At 36.6% G+C, this 19,532-nt stretch carries 13 protein-coding genes and 2 pseudogenes; all 15 read right to left on the bottom strand.

Annotated features, from left to right (window positions below; genetic code table 11):
- Positions 1–103: 103 nt before the first annotated feature.
- The 15 genes and pseudogenes from N4597_RS04140 to N4597_RS10720 all read right to left on the bottom strand — a co-directional run bounded on the left by N4597_RS04140 (position 104) and on the right by N4597_RS10720 (position 18,989).
- Positions 104–988, bottom strand: coding sequence for a DMT family transporter (locus N4597_RS04140; RefSeq protein WP_260904784.1), 885 nt, complete (start codon positions 986–988; stop codon positions 104–106).
- 71 nt (positions 989–1,059) lie between these two features.
- Complete coding sequence (locus N4597_RS04135) at positions 1,060–1,896, bottom strand: alpha/beta hydrolase (protein WP_260904783.1); 837 nt, start codon at positions 1,894–1,896, stop codon at positions 1,060–1,062.
- A gap of 50 nt (positions 1,897–1,946) precedes the next feature.
- Positions 1,947–3,560 carry an amino acid permease gene (locus N4597_RS04130; RefSeq protein ID WP_050612024.1) on the bottom strand — a complete coding sequence of 538 codons (1,614 nt, stop codon included), beginning with the start codon at positions 3,558–3,560 and terminating at the stop codon, positions 1,947–1,949.
- Between the two features lie 148 nt (positions 3,561–3,708).
- Positions 3,709–5,057 (bottom strand): annotated as a pseudogene (locus N4597_RS04125) (glutamate--cysteine ligase); the annotation flags it as partial.
- A 227-nt stretch (positions 5,058–5,284) separates the two neighbouring features.
- Positions 5,285–6,682: an RNA-guided endonuclease TnpB family protein gene (locus tag N4597_RS04120; protein ID WP_260904782.1), complete on the bottom strand. Its 1,398-nt coding sequence runs from the start codon at positions 6,680–6,682 to the stop codon at positions 5,285–5,287.
- Positions 6,683–6,884: 202 nt separating this feature from the next.
- Complete coding sequence (locus tag N4597_RS04115) at positions 6,885–7,610, bottom strand: gamma-glutamyl-gamma-aminobutyrate hydrolase family protein (RefSeq protein ID WP_089144879.1); 726 nt, start codon at positions 7,608–7,610, stop codon at positions 6,885–6,887.
- Between the two features lie 11 nt (positions 7,611–7,621).
- Complete coding sequence (locus N4597_RS04110; protein ID WP_260904781.1) at positions 7,622–8,800, bottom strand: ATP-grasp domain-containing protein; 1,179 nt, start codon at positions 8,798–8,800, stop codon at positions 7,622–7,624.
- Between the two features lie 18 nt (positions 8,801–8,818).
- On the bottom strand, positions 8,819–9,565 hold the full coding sequence (locus N4597_RS04105; RefSeq protein WP_260904780.1) for an esterase family protein: 747 nt from the start codon (positions 9,563–9,565) through the stop codon (positions 8,819–8,821).
- A gap of 327 nt (positions 9,566–9,892) precedes the next feature.
- Entirely contained in the window at positions 9,893–11,095 is a 1,203-nt protein-coding gene (locus N4597_RS04100) for an ISLre2 family transposase (protein ID WP_260904779.1), read from the bottom strand.
- A gap of 993 nt (positions 11,096–12,088) precedes the next feature.
- Positions 12,089–12,967 (bottom strand): IS982 family transposase, encoded by an 879-nt coding sequence (locus N4597_RS04095; RefSeq protein WP_260904777.1) that lies wholly within the window; start codon positions 12,965–12,967, stop codon positions 12,089–12,091.
- 57 nt (positions 12,968–13,024) lie between these two features.
- Positions 13,025–13,864, bottom strand: coding sequence for an ATP-binding protein (locus N4597_RS04090; RefSeq protein ID WP_260905208.1), 840 nt, complete (start codon positions 13,862–13,864; stop codon positions 13,025–13,027).
- A 40-nt stretch (positions 13,865–13,904) separates the two neighbouring features.
- A complete protein-coding gene (locus tag N4597_RS04085) occupies positions 13,905–14,318 on the bottom strand; it encodes a hypothetical protein (RefSeq protein WP_050612017.1) in 414 nt (137 codons plus the stop codon).
- 115 nt (positions 14,319–14,433) lie between these two features.
- Positions 14,434–17,145 (bottom strand): annotated as a pseudogene (locus N4597_RS10740) (DEAD/DEAH box helicase family protein).
- On the bottom strand, positions 17,138–18,757 hold the full coding sequence (locus tag N4597_RS04075; protein WP_313958052.1) for a site-specific DNA-methyltransferase: 1,620 nt from the start codon (positions 18,755–18,757) through the stop codon (positions 17,138–17,140). Before N4597_RS04075 ends, N4597_RS10740 begins: the two are co-directional and overlap by 8 nt.
- A complete protein-coding gene (locus tag N4597_RS10720) occupies positions 18,702–18,989 on the bottom strand; it encodes a site-specific DNA-methyltransferase (RefSeq protein WP_313958051.1) in 288 nt (95 codons plus the stop codon). The genes N4597_RS04075 and N4597_RS10720 overlap by 56 nt, the downstream gene beginning before the upstream one ends.
- Positions 18,990–19,532 lie beyond the last annotated feature (543 nt).

Below are 19,532 nucleotides of genomic sequence, written 5' to 3'. Positions count from 1 at the left end.
ATCTTTTTCTTGCTTAAATTGTACAGTCAAACAACAACTAATAGCAAGTTTTTAGCCAAAAATCAGGCTAAAAAAATGCGCCTAGACTTAAAGTCTAAACGCATTATTTACTAGCAAGCGACTGTAAAAAGGCGGTCGATAACACCAAACAGGCGCCTAATATTCCAATCAAGGTAAAGTGGACCGTCCCTAGGCCTAGACCGACTAAAGAAGCTGTCAAAGGCTCAAAGGCGCTTAACATACCGGTTGTAGCGGGAGCAATATAGCTAGTACTCTTCAAATAAAATAGGTAAGACAGCATTGTTCCAAAGACGATAATGAAGGCTATTTCCGCCAAATTAAGCCAAGATAACGCGGCCACTTTGGTTGTTATCAGGGTAGGAATAAAACATAAGCCCCCAATAATCATGGCCCAACCAACCACTAGCTTAGCATCAAAGCTAGCTAGCAACTTGCTAGGTAGCAGGGTATAAGAGGCTTGCGAGACGCCGGCCATTATTCCCCAAAATAATCCTAGTGGTTCTAAAGCTAACTGGTTTAAGTTACCATTAGTTACCAATAAAGTCGTACCTACTAGTGCGACCACAATCGAAATGATATCAACCCTGCGTGGCCACTGTAACTGTTTTAAAGCCAGGTAAATTATTATAAACAAGGGTCCTAAAAACTGTAAAATAGTCGCACTTGAAGCATTACCGTGTTTGATTGCCAAAAAATAGGTTAACTGGGAGGGAATCATTCCCAGCAGTGCAAAACAAACCAAGCGGGGTAAGTACGCCCTCGTTTTTAGGGCTTTAACCTTAGCCGTCGGTAAGGTTAAGTGTGACCAAGTAACTAATAAGGTCCCCGCTCCTAATAAGCGGATTCCGACTAACCACATCGGTTCTATGTGGGCCTGTTCAAACAAATCCTGGGCTACATTTCCTGACAAACCCCAAAACATACAGCCAATAATAGCAAGACTAAATCCTTTCTTTTTCTCACTCATACCGTTTTCCTTCTCATCAAGAATAGCAATAACTGTTAAATTATAGCACAATTTAACTTGGACGCTACCTATTATTGCCAAAATTTTTGGTCAGCAAAAGCAAAGCTGAGAAATTCCTTAAAATGCTTAGCCCAGTAGTATTCAGAGTGAGTCTCATTAGCCAAAATTCGTAACCAAATCTGAGTTAGCGGTAAGCCGGCCTCAAGGGTTCGTTGGTAGTAGCTTAAAGCACAATCAATGTAGGCTTGGTTCATATCGGAAATAAAGGCTGCGTCCGCTTCATCGCCTTCCTTAGTTCCCGTTTGAATATAGAGTCTGGTCTGCTTATTTAAGGGGTGACTCGCAATAAACCGTAAAAAATCCCGCTGACTAAACCAAGAACAAAGTGAAAAGACCCCTAAAGTTCCAAAAACTTCCGGGTAAGCCGCCCCCATATAAGCCGTGATTAAGCCCCCCATAGATGAACCAGCTAATAAGGTACTTTGACGCTCAGGCTTAGTCCGGTATTTATGGTCGATAAAGGGTTTCACCGTGTTAACTACCCAGTCAGCGTAAGCCATGCCATCGCCACCTGCTTGTCCTTCAGTTGGTAGGTCACTTTGCCAGGGGCCGTATTCATCCAAGCGCTTCTCGCCATGATTATCAATTCCCACAATAATCATTTTGGGTAAATCTATATTCTGCTTAATGGTTGGAATTAGTTTCCAAGAGTAGCCGGCAAAAGCTTCCCGACTATAAAAAACATTTTGCCCATCATGGAGGTATAACACCGGGTAAGTTGCCCAGGTTTCCTTGTGGTAATCCTTAGGTAATAAGACCCGCACCCGCCGTTTTTCATGGTAATAAGGCAAATCCAGCCAGTGGGTTTTTAATTCCAAATAGTAATTATTAGCTTTCCGCGCCATCATGACTCCCCCTTAGTTTTTTAATAGTATAGCAAACCTGGAGAATTTTTTCCTTAATGTTGTTTAGGTTGCCGCCGGCCAATCAAGTACATTAACCCTAACGCAACCAGTGCCTGAATAAAAATCCAGAGCCCTCTTAAAGCCAGCTGGCTACCGCCTAACCAGACCCCTAGCGTAATAGAACCTAGGCACAGAATAATTAAACTATTTCTTTGCCACCTATCAAAGGCAAGGCCGTATTTAACTTCTCTAGCCCGAATGGAAGGCAAAATCGCTCCTAGTCCGATCAAGACAACGATGGCCACAATATTGATGATTAATTCGTACCACCAAGTCGAACTAAACTGGCTAGTATCTTGGGGGAAGATTCCAAAGACGGTCGCAATAGCTGTCACCGCTAGTAATAAGAAGCCACAAAGCCAAGCTAGCTTATCATTTTTTATGAAGACGTAGCTAGAAGGATATTTAGCTGAATTAGCCCGGATTTTCATAAAGGCATAAAAGATCCAGCAAGTAACTCCTGGCGAAATAATTCCGTTAAGGTTTAAGAGCCAGTTGAAAATATCGTTCATTTCAGGTAAAAAGGCCCCTAACAGCATGATAAAAGCCGACAAGAAGCAGGTTAAAAAGTAGCCATTGATTGGTAACCCTTCTTTATTAGTCTTTCTTAGAAACGCAGGCATATACTGGCTGCCAGTATCGGCAATCAACATTCTGGTCATCGCGTCTAACAAGACCGCTAGTAAAGCACACATGTAAATAACTGATGTCCAGGCGTAAAGGTACATGAAGAAGTTACCTAAACCATACAGCTTTCCTAAGGCTTGGAAGGCGTAGTAATCCCCGTTCATCTTCATATCGTTAGGAAGGTGGTTAGCGTCAAAGAAGATTCCCAGGGCAAAGGAACCACAAATAGTCAAAAAGGCGGTCATAATCGACAAGGTAATCATTGCCTTAGGAAAATCTTTTTGAGGCCGTTTCATCCTCGTAATAAAGGGGGCCACCAACTCGCTTCCGTTAACCGCATAAATCAGCATCCCAATCGTGGTGAGGTATTTCAAGTCAAATTTAGGGACAATGGTATGAATATTCATCGGCTGAGTTGCCATGTGGCCCCCGTTTTTAATTAACCCAGCAAAGGCCAAAAGCACAAACAGTACCGTCATTCCAAACATTGCAAAGCCCCCAATGGTACTTAAAAGTTCCATCGAGTGAGCTAGGTGACGTTGGACAAAAATAAAAATTACAAAAATCAGTGCAGATAACAGCATAAAAGTACTGTTAGACATTGTGTCTTGGAACTTGCCACTGCCGGTAAAGGCCCAACCAAAACCAACTACCACCGAATTAGCCGAATCAACTACGTAAGGAACCGAAGCAGCCCAATAAGTCCAGGCGGTAAAGTAACCTAAAAATTCTCCCTTGGTCCCCCGAATCCAAGAAGATAAGCCGCCACCTTCATGATTAAAAACAGACCCCAATTGGCCGACCATTAAGGCATAGGGAATAACGTATAAAAAGAGCATTAATACCCAGGAAGTAATGACCCCCATCCCTTGGTTTTTGAAGTTATACATAATATCTTCAAACCCAATTACAGTGACAAAGGCCATCATTGCCAAGATTGGCCACGAGATATACTTTCCGTGCGTTTCATTAGAATCCATTGAAATTTCCTCCATTTGTTAAATAAAATTTAAATTTTTACTTAACAAATAATAAACTAAAGCTATAGTTAATGCAAATTAAGTTTTTAAGCTACGGCAAATAAGCCCATAATTTCACCAACAAGAACAGAAATTATGGACCTAATTACTATTTAGTTTTGGCTAGGGTTGCTTTAGCATCGGGCTCAAATAGTTGCTGACTTAATTCAGTCGCACTAAGAATCTGTTCACTGTCAAACCCAGCAAAGACCTTTAAGGACTGTAAGGCTGCATCCTGATAGCGTTGAGCTCGCTCCAAGGCGTAGGGAACTAAGGACCCATCTTTTAGGTGCTTTAATAAGCGGGCACTCGGAGTAGTTGAGGGATTTTCAATTCGATCTTCTAAATCCTGTAAAACTTCTTGATACTCTGGACCTAACTGCAATTTATTGGCAAAAATCTCCAACCGCTTCATAAAGGCCCGCGCTAAGGCCTGGTATTTACTTACCGCTTCTGGTTCTTCTAAGGAGACTTCCTCATTCATTTTGTCTGCCCGTGCCACCACTTCGTTAACATCAGCTGGTTTTAAAGCTGGCGTCATTACAAAGTAACTAGCTAGTAACCTGACAAACCGTAAGGTATCGGACCTAACCCCAACCGAACTAGATGGGTCTAAATCAAGCATCCGTAGCTCAATATAATCGACACCTTCTGCAGGCATTTTTTTAGGCTGCTGCCACCCTTAAACCTAACCGAGCCATGAAATTCATAATCGGAAATCAACTTACCTTCCTTAGCCCCCTGCTCGATTCGATCAACGTAGGCTTGAACACTACTATAATCCCCACTAAAGTGGGTGCCAAACCCATAATGACTCTGACGCAGGCTCCGGACCGGCTTAGTTGGCCCCTGGTTTTTTTCGAAGAAATTCTCCTCAGCCACCGGACTCGCCCCAAACAGGTAGGTTAAAAACCAGCGGTAACGGATAAAGCCCTGGGCGATAATCGTGTACAGGTAAGTTTGGGCTTGCATCCGGTTAGCAAACTGGCCCCTTAAATTATTATAGACAGTATCTACCACCCGCGGATTTAAACTCAAGTTGATATGCACTCCACAAGGTGTTCCCGAACTAAAATTTCGTCTCTTAGCCCATTCCTTTAGGTAGGCATCTTTTTCCGGAGTGGTTTTGGCCAACTGAATGGTGCTTTTATCAGCCGGTAACTTAGGTGGCATTGATAGGGGCCACAGCAATTCTCCCGGCGCTAAGGCCGACCTGAGGGAATTATTAATGCGGTAGAGATAGTGTAACGCGTCTAAAGCAGTAGCAGCTGCGGGGGTTACACTCTCAGACATTGCTTCTAAAAAATCTTTGGTTAGCCAGGGATTCTTAGCCCCGTCACCAATCGTAGCCGGATAGGGTTCTTGGCTTAGATAACCCTGTTCATCTACACGGTGTTGTTCAATTTCAAGCCCCATATTAAAATCTGACGTTTTAGCGACTACTTCGTTTTGAACTACCTACGATTAAAATCGCAGGAATCGCGTCACGCGATTACATTACGTGTACATTAAAAAACGATACACGCTCCGAACCTAGTTATAATGACTGGAAATACCGCCACTATACTAAATATATAATATTCACTAATTATCGCACCCATTTTGACTCGCTCAGGGTGATACGCATAATTTTGTGCTATTAGTTCGGTAGGATTTGGTTCCGTTTCCTAAAAAACTTCGTTTTTTTAAATTATTTCCACCAAGTTACTTGCTTTTAATTTAGGATAATCTCTTAATTTTACATGTTTTTCTGGGTGTAAGCCCCACTCCTTAATGTTTAAGGCTGCGTTATAATCCCTATCTACTTCTTTACCAGTATATGCTGAAACATATATACGTTTACCATCTTTATTGGTCTCTCTTAACTCGTGTTTTTCTTCATATTCAGTCCCATATTCTACTTGGCTAGTTTTATATGGATCCACTTTAATAAGGGTCTTATTTTGTTTATTTACCAATGATGCAACAATCTTCGCTAATTCATAAGGTTTGATTAAAGCTAAGCGCTTATTCTTACCTGTATTTTGCGCTTTATTCAGTGACCAACTACGTTTTCTCATCTCAAAAGCATCTATTTTTTCGATGATGATAGTATCGAACTCGTCTACTAATTCGTGAACTAATTTTCTATATGTTTCAGTTAAAATATTAGCTCTTTTGGCACTTAATTTTGCTTGTTTACGTTGATATTTTTGCCATAAAGTAGTTTTACCACGCTTGTTGTATTCCCTGTCTCTTAAAGATTTAAAGTTATCTTTTGCTGCTTCTAATTCATTAGCTTTTTTCACAATATCCTTAGGTATTGCTATGGTTTCATTTTCAGAAGTTCTAAACACTTCATTGTTAAACATGTTCCAATCTGCGCCAACAACTTTATTTTGAGAAATACGTTTCTTTTCACGAGTAAAGGTTATTTGCAGTCTAAATGTATTATCTGGTAATCTTTTAATCTTAGTTAAAGCTATCTCTTCAAAATTAAGATGCTTTAAATTCTCAAATACCATTATTTCTCCAAAATCGGCTACATTTAAATGGTGTGATGAAACCAATCTTGTATTGCCATTAGGTAATTTTTGTGAAGTAATTGTCCTAAATGAGTTATTATTCCGTAGAAAATTCATTGAACCTTTACGATACCATGAACGATGTTTAGGATTTTTATGTTTCCTATCTTTATCTTTAGTAATATTCATTCTGAGATTATATTTTTCCACAGCTGACATTTGCCCTGCTTGTTCTAATCTCTTACGATATTGAGAAAAATTAGTGAAGATTGTTTTCAAAAACTCATCGGCAGCGTGTGAAGATAATCCTAGTTTTTTAACATTCCAGCGTTTCAATTCATACTTTTCGTTGATAAACATTGCCTTAATTTTATTATTAAGGTAGTTTATTCCTTGCCCAAAAGGCAACGGTCTGCCAATATGTTTACGACCATAAGTCTTATACAAGTATTTCAATGCAAATTGGTATAACTCATTTTGTGTTTTGATTGCCTTTTCGTACAAGTCTATTTGTTGATAGCTTAAAGAAATATGATATTGTCTTGTATATCCGAATTTATTACGCTTCTTTTTAACCATTTATGTAACCTCCTTTCAAGAAATATTGAATCGCAATATACAGAAGCTATGAAAAGGTAACTTAAAGGCTGTTATGGTAAAAATAAGTTAGTTTAGCGGGCTTGACCCCTGATTAAAATCAGAGGTTTGTGCCCGGTTTATAATCAAAAATTACTTTCCCTACCTTACTAAACATTGCTCTCATTCCCTTCCAAACAAACAACTAGTGCGCCCGCTGCGAACGCGCAATCAAATCATTAAACAATGCTTGCGAATAATCATAGTGCTTATACATATTTTCTGGATGCCACTGAACGGCCAGAATTTGATCAGAAGCAAGGGACTCAACTGCTTCAGGAACTTGATCATCCGCCCAAGCTGAAACTACTAACCCGGGTGCAACTTGGTTTAAAACTTGGTGATGGCGGGAATTAACGTAAGGCCGTTCACCGACAAGTTGCCTAATCCGGCTATTTTCTTTGGTGGAAACATGGTGGGAGGGCATATTACCAGGAGCAATTTGTGAGTGCTTCAAGTAGGCTTTCTTATCTTCAGATAAATCCTGATACAAACTTCCTCCTAAGGCCACGTTAATTAATTGCATCCCCCGACAAATTCCCATGATGGCCTTACCAGCAGCTAAGGCTTGTTTGCATAATTCAATTTCAAACACGTCCCGCTTATAATAAGTAGCCCCTAAATTTTGATGGGGTTCTTGTTGGTAGAAGGTAGGATCGACATCAACCCCACCAGCAAAAATAATCCCGTCAAATAAATCCAAATAATCTTTAACATACTTGGGAGCTACGCTTGGAAAAATAACTGGTACACCTCCAGACTTAACAATCGCTTCAATAATTGGTCGCGGTGCAAAGGCCGCGTTTCTCATATTGATAACGTTAGTTGCATCAAAAATGGTATCTGCAGGTACCGCTATTCTTGGTCGCATAAAAACACCTCTTATTGCTTACTTGCGTGCACGTAGGCACTAATTTCTTTTAATTGTTCAACTGTTTTGGTATTAAAGATAAACCCGATGTCTCCCATAATATCGGCAAAGCCCGCTGGTACTTCTTGGTAATCCTTTAATTCAGCCGCATACTTTGTCTTAACATCTGCTACCGAGTGTAAATACTCAGGTCCCTTCCGGCGGGAAACGTAAACACTGTTATAAGGACAATCGTTGCCATAAATAAAGTGATTTTCCTTAACTAGGACTGCGTAGGCCTTAAAGAGATCAATTTGGTGTGCATGGTTCATCAAATCGATTGATGGTCCTCCAGGTGGCCGGCAGTTAAGTTCTAAGGCATATAGTTTTTTGTCCTTAGTCCGGAAAAATTCAAAGTGAAAGAAGCGCTCGGTAATTTTGAAGGCGGCCACGCTCTTTAAGCCTAATTCCTTTAGGTCGGCGGGAATTTCGCGGGCCTCGTAAAAATACATATTACATGCATCTAGGACCGTTTCTAAGGCTGGTTGCCCGTAAACCATGGACGAATAGAAAACCACTTTGCCATCTTGGTCCGTTAAGCCATCAAAGGTAACAATCTCTCCTTCGAGGTACTCCTCTAAAAAGTAGTCCACCCCTGGCTGCTTTTTAGTAAAGAATGACTCTAGTTCAGCTTGGTTGTTAACCTTATAGGTGTCACTGGCCCCCACGCCACTATCGGGCTTAATAATGACCGGGTAACCTACCTGGCTGATAAACTGCTCAGTTTGTTCCTTATCTTTTACTAACTGACCCTTAGCCGCCGGAATACCGTTTTTTACAAAAACTTCCTTCATCTTAGACTTATACTTAATGACGTCTACGTCGGCATTTTTATAACCAGGAATGTTAAAGTCAGTTCTGAGTTTGGCGTCTTGGAGTAACCAGTATTCGTTATGCGACTCTAAGCGGTCGATTTTGCCGTATTTAAAGGCAAAGTAGGCCACCGCCTTATACATTTGCTTATAGTCTTCCATATCATCCACCCGGTAATATTCCGTCAAGGCCGTCTTTAAACTCGGACTCAATTGATCATAAGGACAATCGCCAATCCCTAAAGTCCTGAAGCCAGTCTCATGTAACCGGAGGGTAAACGGTTCAAAGTTAGGCGGAAAATGGGGTGAAACTACAATAAAATTAAGTGGGGCTGTCATTAATCATCACTTCCATTCTTATAATTTGCCAGCAGCTCTTAGTTCGGTTAGAAAATACGGCATCTGCTTACGCCACCAAGGCCAATCGTGGTCAACATCAAAGCCCCAGTAATCAAACCAGGCCGGAATTTGTTTAGCGTTGAATGCTTCTTCTAGTTTCCTAGTGTCAGCCACTTCTTCCCAGGCTCCTTGACCAATACAGATAATGTAGTTATTTTGCCGGTATTGATCTAAAAACCAAGAATCAGCTAGGTTCCATAAGTAGTCAACCGGAGAATTATGGTAAACTAATTCGTCTCCGTAATAATCCCCCGTAAAGAAGCGGGCATCGTAAACCCCACTTTGAGCAATTACGGTATCAAAAACATCCGGGTGGCGCAATGCAAAGTTAACGGCATGAAGGGCCCCCATCGAACAACCAGTTACCCCTAAGGCACCATAATAGTTGCGGTCGTACTTAATTAGCGGCACCAGCTCTTCCACAATGTAGCGGTCGTAAGCATCGTGAGCAGCCGCCATTTCATGCGGGCTCTTATCCTTAGCTAACCAGGATTCATTATCAAAAGAATTAGGCGTATAAAAGGTCACCAACCCTTGGTCAATGAAAGTTTGACAGGCACTTACCAGGCCAAAGTCAGCATACTCATTTTGGCTACCACCACTGGAGGGAAAGACTAAGAAAATTTTCCCACCGTGACCATAAACATTAAACTCCATCTCCCTACCTAAGTTACTACTATAATGACTGCGACTTTCAAAGTGCATCCTTATCCCCCCAGTAAAGTTTTTTCATTTTTCTCTTACAGTTTTTTAATTATAATAGCACATACTTAGGGCAAAATCTAATTTTTAGAAACTTTGACCGCATAAAATTTTTGTGGGTTATACTCTCCTAACGTTGATTTATCAAGGTTAGGATAATTTTATATTTCAGATGTTATGAATCAGTGTTTGTAATCTTGGATTATCAGTAGAAACCTTGACTTGAAGGGCTTCGTGGTACTTGGTATTTTGTGTTTTATACTTCTTTAGCTTACGCCTATCTAGCTTTATTAACCTATCGTTACGTAACTTTTTACGTGTGTTTACTAGCTATTTTCTACGAAAATCTAAGATATCTACCCCGTTGTAACACATCATTCGTACCATAATTAGCGCATCTATTCCTTTTTGACTCCACACCATAGGTCGGGAACTACAACGCGCAGATAGACAATGGCTAACGTGTCCCTCAGTTGAGTCTCCTGGGGTTATATCTAAATTATATGGTTGTAAATTCTCTAAATGTTCCTCTATGTATAAAGCCTGTTCATTTATCGTTTTCTTTCGTTTATCACTAATATTTTCTCTATTCAAAGATTGGTCAACAATTGCCTGAAATCCTGTTAGATCACCGTGCAATGCACATAATAAAGCAGGGTTCTTATCTTCCGTCCATTCAAGATTATCGACTCCTTTAGTAATCTTACTACAGGCCTGGGCTGCATGAAAAAGGTCTAAAACCTGCGTGCAGTTAGGTAGCCAGTCTATTCCCGCTTTAAGCCACCTACCACCGTCTCTAGAATAGATAACTTTAACGTCATTTCCATATCGAGTAGTAATATAGTTTGAAACCTTCTGCCATAACCGTTCGTTAGCTCTTCCTGGATAGAGTCCCGCTATAAACCATGGATTACGTAACTTTCTTCGCCCAGAACTATCCTCTTCATATCCTTCATGAACATAAACTAGTTTTAAAAACTTAGATTTACCACCTCTAAACTTAATATGATCTTCGTCGGCTTCCACATAAATTGTCTTAGGACAATTTTCTGCCTTTTCAACAAAATCAATTTCATGTGATTCTAATTCGTCATGAATTTCCAAGACAAAATTGCGTATCGAAGTCGGGCTAATGCCGAAGGCACATTCTTGCGCTACTTTATTGTATGAGCCTAACATAGCTGCCTTTTGCGCTAAATCACTTCTGATTCCAACATCAAAGCGTTTACGCTTAGGAATCAAGAATAGGGTATCTAAGGGAGTAAAACTTTCTTTAGTTTCAGAATCTAACCAGTAACTACGCGTAAAAGTAACCGCACCGTAAGTAGTTGTAAGAGTTCGACTGCGATAATCTTTTAAGGTATAGCCTTCACGTTGAAGTTGACCATTTTTACATAAATCGTAGTCTTTGCGCTCTAACAAGACAGTAGTGGCATCTCTAGCTAATTCGTTGGTAATTTCGTTGATACTGTGGAAAAATTTACTAATTTCTATATCTTGGTTTGAAGAAGTTTGGAGATATAAGTTTTCCATATTTTCAACTAATTTTTCAATTACAGGTTCTAAATATTAGTGTATAATTGAATTAGTCATAAAAGACACCCCCTAGTGGTTGACGAGTTGGATATTTTCTACACCCTCATCATACCACTAGGGGGGTTTTTACGTTAAAATTTTAAGCGTCCGCTATAATAATAAAGAAGTTTCAGCTAAATATGGATTTTCAGTCAAAATATCGCCTCATTTTTGATAACAGTTACGCTTTTTAATCGGTGAGCAAAATAATAAGATTTTAGCCTTACAAAAAAGTTCCCCGCTGTTGGCATAAACACCAACAACGGGGAACGTCTTTTTACAAATATTTCTAAAAAAATGATGATTTAATCCCTAATCATATCAACAATGGAGCCACTATCTTTGACCAGTTGCCCCCACATATCCATTATCATCAATAGATTGGTATGATAACCCTTGATATAGCGGCATTTTAAGTATGAAGGATTTTCTAACCCACAGACCCTTCCAATGGAAATTTGGGAGATAATTAACTAATAAAAGCAATAATATCAGCACTCTCTGATTAGAAAATACTGATATTATTGCTACATGATATTGCTTGATAGTAATCAAAACGTACCCAAAAACGAATCCAATTTTGCAGGTAGAGAAGTTGTTTGAAGTAGTGGCAAAAATTTTCCCACCCCACATAAACAATAATTCACCTCTTTTCCATCCTAAATATTTTCAATTTTTTAACTAGAAATTTACCAATATTTAATGATTTTTGTATAGAATCATTTGCTTCCCAATAATCATCTTCTTTTAATGTATGTAATTCCTCTGATATATTGGATATATCATTTATTATATATTTTTCAAAAATTTTTCTTTCATTTTCGGATTCAAATACTGGGACTACACTTAGAAATCTTCGACGTGAATAATAAGCTTCTTTTGAAGAATCGTCAAACATAAAAATATGTAATTTGAATAATATTGAATCTTCTAAAAAATATACGTGAATTGCTAGTTTGTAACATTGCCATTGCCTAAAATTCTCAGATTATGGGCCATGATAATAGATTCAATTTGAGCTCGCAATCCGGCCAAACTTCGAGTACAAGTATGCTCACTTCCTGCTGCAGTGAGCTTTGAAAAGGTCGTCTCAATTAGTCGTCTGGTCCGTTTTAAAACTGGATTATTGTGTTCCTTAGCTCCCTTCATATTTGATCGATATGGTGTCCAAAAGGTATAACCTCTTTGTGCAAAGGCGGTACGCAAATCCTTGCTTATATAACCAACATCAGCCAAAATATTTGAACAAGGACAATCTTGGGTTACAGTCAAAGCTACCTTGACATCAGACACCGAAGCGGGTGTTACAACATAATTGAGGATTAATCCACCTGGTGTTGCGACCATATGGACCTTAAAACCGTAAAAATGTTGTTTCTTCGTAGCGTTGTAGCCCAGATCAGCATAGCCAGCAAATACACTAGCATGAAAGTTGCGAACGTATTGGCATAACGGTAGAGGATAACTGTCAATGATTGCGACTGATCCCGGATTTGTCCAGGATAATAATCCTTGACGGATAACCTGTAATACAGGTCCCATCTGTTTAATGCGTCGGGTGAAGCGAGAATACTCAATCATTGTTAATCCAGGTAAGATATTCTTAACCAGACGATAGAGAGCCATCCACGTTGTAAGTTGATAATGAACTTTAAGACACATTAGAGCTAATAAACCTTCATCAGCAAGCTTAGTGTCAATAACATTACGACGATCGATGAAACAATGAGGGACGAACCGATTAATTAGTATTTTAAATTGAGCACGTTGATGATAAAAACGGACTTGAAAATCAATACAATTAGGACTAAACTGAGATTGGCTTAACATGGTTAGGACTCCTTTTTTTAATGTCACTTTGAGTCTAACTCTGTTAGGCCATTTTTGTTAATTATTACGAACTAGCAATTCGAGTAAAAAATATCTATATTTTAATGAATTTCGATTATATTTATCAACAGCAATAAATCCAAATTCTGGAATAGGCGTATGATAACGGCCAGAATCAAGGCTTATAGTTTGTGTATCATATAAAGTAGTCCCATGATATTTACACTCATAATGATAATAGGAACTTGATGAATTCATCTGATTATATGCATAAAAAGGCATCGAACTATTTTCATATGAATTTGTTAAATTTACATTTTCAACGACAGTAAATTCAGGTGCTTCTCGAAAATAATATCCCTTTTTATTTCCAACCCAATCCGTTTTCACTTCTAACATTCTTTTCATTTGATTTAAAGGATTGGGTAATAATCCAAATCTAATTTTCCATAGTTTTTCAGTATTTAACGGATCAGCAGTAGAATTAATTGAAGTATTTTGATCTTCAATTCTCAAATAAATGCTACCAGCAGAAATGATTGTTTTACCATCTTTATATTGTTCAGATAAATAGAAAGGAACTTTATTTGATTTTTTAATAGTTAAAGCATCAACTTTGTGTCCATCAATAGTTAACGTTTTCAAAAAAACATACGGTATTACCCCTCCTGAAAATTTTTTCCCATGTAAAAAAGATATAAAATGTTCTTGGTTTTTTCTATTCTCATCTGATTCAACACCTACTATTGATCCTAAATCAGATATTCCAAATATTAAGTAAGCATCCCTATTTTCTATATTATTAGCTAAACATATAATATCATGTAATAGTCTTGCTTTATTTTTGTGGTATTCCTGTTTAAAATCCCAATAGGTTCCTTCTCTTTTTTCAGATATTAGATTAGTATTTCATCCTCAAATAAAATAATATTCACCTCTATTTTCTTAGTCCTCTATAACTATTAATTTTTCCACCATCTTTATAAAACTTCTTAACATTTTCAAAAATTAATTTAATTTCTTCTTTTGATTCTCCAAACACTACTTCCCTTGTATACAAGACTAATGCTGCATTTCTAAAATATCTATAACAAGATTTTCTAAAATCAGCTGTTTCATCCAATCCATTCTTTAACTTAAATTCTAAATAATTTTTTAGATGAAACTTTTGACTGTAGTCACCCTTGTTATAAATATCTGCTATAACAAGCCAGTCTCTTCTATTACCAGTTTTACTATTTATAATTTCTATATCTTGCTTGCCTTCTTCATAAGCTTTGAAAATTTCTTTAGAATACTCGGTATCATTGTCCGCTTGATTTAATATATCTAAAACTTCTTTTATTTCCATTTTAAATTACCCTTTCTTAAACAATAAGTTAACATTTATCGAACTAAATTTCATTATAAAAATTATTATTAAAAAAATGAAACAAGTATAGCTCAATAAAACTATACTTGTTTGACTACATACTCAACCCTCTAAACTCCCCATCAATTGCAATTTGAGCGAGTTGTTTCAGGGTATTTCTACCGTCATTGATTGTGTAGAATTTAAGTCCTTTAATTTTAACATCGTCTATTTCATCTTCAAAGGCTAATTCTGCTTCATGCTCGTTGATATACAACAACAAGTCTTCTTTCCATTGTTGTTCTTCGATTTTACCACCTTTTGGTTCAATAAAGACTTGTAAGAAAAAGTCGGCATTTTGAAGATATAGAATGAAGTCTGGTTGGAAGCCTTCAAAGTGAACATCTTTAGCGTTAGGGTTAAACTCATGTAGCTTCATGTTTTCACTTTTAGCTGATTCTCTATGCATGTTTTCATCCATACGTATCAAGTAAACTTCTGAATAATGCTCTTTTAATTCTTGTACCCGTTCCCCAATACGATCAATCAATTGTTTTTCTGTTAAGTTAATAATCGCTGATTCGTACACAAAATAATCATCATCAATCACAAAACGTTGTACTGTTTGAGGGTTTTTATCCATGAATAATTTAGACGTATCATAGTTAGGAATACGTTTCTTATAATCCGTCATATAGTCTTTTACTGGATAGCCAATGAATTTATTCGTCCCCCTATGACTGTTAAAGTTCTTCTTAATTTTTTGAGCCACTTCTGCTAAATATAATTCAACAATTCTCAGCTTTTCTTGTGCTGTTAAATCATGACGTGTCATTTTCATTGGAACGTTTGCGTATATTGTACGATTGGTAATATTTAACCATTTTTCTCCTAAAAAATCTTCTCTTGAATTTAATAATGGCATATATTTTTTAAGGTTATCAAAATGGAAAAATGTTAAACGATTCATAGCTTTTTCTATGAATCGTCTATCAATTTCAACAGGTATTTGGTGCATATCTGTATAATCTTCATACACCATATCCGCTTTGTAGCTTACTTCTTTTGCTGAAGATAACCAATTAATGACAATATCTTCTTGGTTATCTAGTGAATATTTAGTTAAACCGTCATAGTAATCATCCGATAACTCAATAGATTGGTTATAATACAGTTTACCGTATTTCTAGACATCCGTTTTCTTGAATTTGGGTTTAACTTTAACATCTAATAGCGGGTTTTTCTTATCTTCGCCCGTTGGTAAGTTCATTTCATCTAAAGCAGCTACTAAGTTTTTCAGATACTGTGGTTCATTGATTGTATGATAATGTAATGTTTCTAAAATCAAACTTGGATTGCTATCATCTTCAAATCGTCTTTGATAAGATTTTTCGCCATCTAATTCAAACGGATTATACCTTGCCCCACGTCCAATTAACTGGGCTTCAGCCATGGTTGTTTTCTTATCCCCTTTTGTATCTTTATAATTACTGATTCTGACAATATCATACAGATTTAAAACATCCCAACCTTCTGTTAATTTCGCTACCGCAAACACGACACGATATAAGTTATTAGGACTTTCTAAGCTATTTAACGCTTCATATTGTCCTTTTTCAAGCATTCCCGCCCCACGATCACTATCGTTAGCGTTAATAATGCGACTTGGTGAGAACTCACGCTTCATTTCTTTGACAATTTGAGGTAAGTCTTCTTTACTTTTTAAGAAATAATTATAGGCAAAACCTAACGTCTCGCTTTGATCTTCAGACATGACTTTTGCTTGTCTTTCAAGAAACGTTAAAATATAGTCTGGTGTTAACTTGTCAATCAGTTGATTAAACAGGTCGTTTGCTTCATTTGACGCATCAATTTTTTGTGATTTAAACATAATCACTGGTTTGATATAAGTACCATATAATTCAAAGGCATAGCGACGTCTAAACTCACTTAATAACACGACATTCAGCATGTTTTCTTCATCTGTATTGCTGGACTGAATTCGTTTAACATTCTTAGAATAACGGTCTTGAATAAAACGATCTAAACCATAGCGATATAACACCTTATCTTTGTATTTCTCATAGACTTTCTTGTTTTCTAAATCAATTGTCGCTGTAAATTCTAACAACTTATTGTCTTCATTAGCATTTAATATGGTATTAATCGCTTTTTCCCATGATTGTTCTGCTTCTTTTTCAGACTTAGTAGACGCTGAATAGTGATGCGCTTCGTCTCCTAAAATAGCCACTTTATTTCTAGCGTAATCTTGTGCTCCCATTGAGTTCTCACTTTGCGTGAAAATATCACTCGCAACGGATTGCACACTGGCTAATTTAATATAAATCGTATTTTTACTTTGATTTTTCGGAAACTCATCAACTTTTACAAGCGACAAACGTTCCCCATCTATTTCAATCACTGACTTGTATAAATACTTATTAGATTGCTTATTCGTTAAGTTATCAATCGTTTTATTTAAGACACTGTTCGTATTGACAATAAATAAAAAGTTCTGGTAATCGTGTTCTTGATACAAATACAAGATTAACCCAGCCATCAAGTCTGTTTTACCTGAGCCCGTTGCCATGTTAAACAATGCATGGTTAATTCTGCGGTACTCGAAAACTTTATTCGTCATGGTGTAGTGGAAATAACGTAAAGCAGACTCCTGATAATCACGAAACGTATGCACCATATTTTCAGCTAAATACGTTGGTGTGGTCCATCCTAACGCTTCATTTAGTAAACTATGATCGAGTTGAACAAGTTCATCATATAAAGGCAGTGATAATGGTTTAAACGTTTCTTTCGTCTTCTTAGCCATCTTGATTCACTTCCTTGTAAAAGCTCTGATTAAAGGCATAATCTGAGTCAGACACTAATTCTCGAACGTGTGCATCATCTATTTCTGAATAGTTGAAATACAACTGATTTTTATCTAGTATTTTAATCAAGGTTTTCTTTTGTTCTTCAAGTGAATGTTCCCACAATGTCACTTTAACCTCTTCTAAATCTACTCTAAAATCAATATCAGGTGATTGACTCATTCGTTCAAAAATAGCTTGTAGTTCTTGCATAGTATCTGCTTCGATAATTTCTATTAAGAAACCTGTGTTCTTTTCCATTAATTCAGCATAGATGAATGAACCACCACCTTGCCAATCAACTTCTTTAGAAATCCCACCTTGTTCTCCTTCAATGACTTTCTGTAATCTAGGAACGGACACTGTATTAATATAATCCATTTGTTCAATCCCAATAAAACGACGATTCATTTTCATGGCTACGGCTTGAGTAGTTGCTGAACCCATGAAGAAATCCAAAACCAGATCACCTTCTTCAGAAGAAAACTCAATAATTCTTTTGATAAGATTCTCATTTTTGGGATTATTAAATATTTTCTCACCAAATAATTTCGTTAATTCTGAAGTTGCACTTGAAGTCAAGAAGTTCTCATCCCACCAAGTAGTAATTGTTTTCTTTTTCTTCTTTGCATCCTGTAAATAATATTTTTGCGTCAGTGTTTTCTCTTTCTTAACGATTTTACCTTGTTCAAAAAGATTTTGCATTTTCTTTTCAGAAAATCCCCAATATCCCTTTATACCTAAGAATTCATAATGCGGATTCCCCTTTTTTGCACCGCCTGGTCCATCAACAGGAACTAATTTATATTTATCTATTTCATCTTCAAGTTTAAAACCGGATAAATCATTTTCAATTCCATAATCATGTTTATTCTGAAAAACAATTCTCTCATTTTTAGCGTACATCAATATGTGATTATTACTTGAGGAAATAATCTTATCATTAGATACTGATGCTCTTGATTTATGGGCTATATCCGCAATAAAATTTTCTCTGCCAAATATTTCATCTACCAATACCTTACAGTAATGAGCTTCTTTATCATCCAAACTAATAAATACCACTCCATCCTGTTTTAAGAGTTCATAACCTATTAATAGTCTATTATAAATAAATGTTAACCAAGTAGAATGATTAAATTTATCATTGTACACAAAAGAATCCCCACCGGTATTATAAGGTGGATCGATATAGATCAATTTAACCTTGCCAGCATAACGTTCTTTTAAACTATGAAGAGCCAATAGATTATTGCCTTTTAAAATTAGATTATCCTCTTCTGTTATTCCAGAAATATAATGCTCACCTTCTACATCATATTTTTTAGCGTTAACTAATAATTTTTTATCTAGCAGAACATCGATTTCTTCTTTAGCAATCACTTCATTAAGAAATGGCTCATCTGGTCTCAAATCATCTTTCGCTAAGTCTTCTTTAGTCATACCAGCTTTTAACACCGTATCTTTATAGGGAAAATCTAATACGACTTCTGTTGCTTCATCAATAAATTTCCCATTAGCTGTTAACCCGATTTTTTGAATATTTTGTATAAGAATCTTGCCAATAGTCATTCGTTTCAAATAATTCTACTAATTTATTCACATTAAAAATAATGGCATCACTAATAGCCATTGTAAAATTACTTTTCACAACGTCATTTGACAACATTTTTGTCATTAATTCTTTATCATAATTATCTAAGTCCTGAATTACTTTTTGCTTATTGATGATCTCACCAATAAAATATTTGTCATCAAACATCAGCAATACTGATTTAATGGCTTGATTTATTTTTGTTTCCATAATTCCTCCTACATAATGCATGTCTAGTGCTTTTATAATAACATTTTATGGTAAATATTTGGTTATTATTTATAGCAATTCTTGAGTAATCTTTGCTTTTTAGAAGAGTTATAATTATTGAATTCACATTATTCAAAGTAATCTTCAAAAAAAGATAACAATTCGACTACAGTTAAAATTCTCAAGTAGTCAGAAAAAGTATAGTTATTAGGGTTATACTTCCAATATAAAACAGCATATCTATTCACCTCATTAATTTGGTCTTTCTCAAATGAAATATAACTAAAATAATTGCTAACTAATTCTAAAGTATTGTAATGGATTAGCATAAACAACGATAGATCATTTGTAACTAAAGAATTTTAGAAACAAGTAATACCTACTTAATATTATTATCAGCAAACAAAAATGAAGCTAGCATAAGTACTAGCTTCATTTTTTATTATCTATTCCATTGAACATATTTCTAAATATTTTTCATTATCTTCTGCTATCATTGTCACACATCTATTCCCTTTATGATTGGCAGTTACTAAATAAATT

The organism is Ligilactobacillus agilis (assembly GCF_025311475.1).
Classification (GTDB): Bacteria; Bacillota; Bacilli; order Lactobacillales; family Lactobacillaceae; genus Ligilactobacillus; species Ligilactobacillus agilis.
This window is presented reverse-complemented; position numbering and strand designations above follow the sequence as displayed.

Bases quoted from the DNA above. Each gene is read 5' to 3' on its own strand.
- N4597_RS04100 (WP_260904779.1), bottom strand. From the start codon at position 11,095: ATGGAAAACTTATATCTCCAAACTTCTTCAAACCAAGATATAGAAATT.
- N4597_RS04095 (WP_260904777.1), bottom strand. From the start codon at position 12,967: ATGTTAAGCCAATCTCAGTTTAGTCCTAATTGTATTGATTTTCAAGTC.
- N4597_RS04110 (WP_260904781.1), bottom strand. From the start codon at position 8,800: ATGACAGCCCCACTTAATTTTATTGTAGTTTCACCCCATTTTCCGCCT.
- N4597_RS04130 (WP_050612024.1), bottom strand. From the start codon at position 3,560: ATGGATTCTAATGAAACGCACGGAAAGTATATCTCGTGGCCAATCTTG.
- N4597_RS04115 (WP_089144879.1), bottom strand. From the start codon at position 7,610: ATGCGACCAAGAATAGCGGTACCTGCAGATACCATTTTTGATGCAACT.
- N4597_RS04120 (WP_260904782.1), bottom strand. From the start codon at position 6,682: ATGGTTAAAAAGAAGCGTAATAAATTCGGATATACAAGACAATATCAT.
- N4597_RS04085 (WP_050612017.1), bottom strand. From the start codon at position 14,318: ATGGAAATAAAAGAAGTTTTAGATATATTAAATCAAGCGGACAATGAT.
- N4597_RS04140 (WP_260904784.1), bottom strand. From the start codon at position 988: ATGAGTGAGAAAAAGAAAGGATTTAGTCTTGCTATTATTGGCTGTATG.
- N4597_RS10720 (WP_313958051.1), bottom strand. From the start codon at position 18,989: ATGGAAACAAAAATAAATCAAGCCATTAAATCAGTATTGCTGATGTTT.
- N4597_RS04105 (WP_260904780.1), bottom strand. From the start codon at position 9,565: ATGCACTTTGAAAGTCGCAGTCATTATAGTAGTAACTTAGGTAGGGAG.
- N4597_RS04075 (WP_313958052.1), bottom strand. From the start codon at position 18,757: ATGACTATTGGCAAGATTCTTATACAAAATATTCAAAAAATCGGGTTA.
- N4597_RS04135 (WP_260904783.1), bottom strand. From the start codon at position 1,896: ATGATGGCGCGGAAAGCTAATAATTACTATTTGGAATTAAAAACCCAC.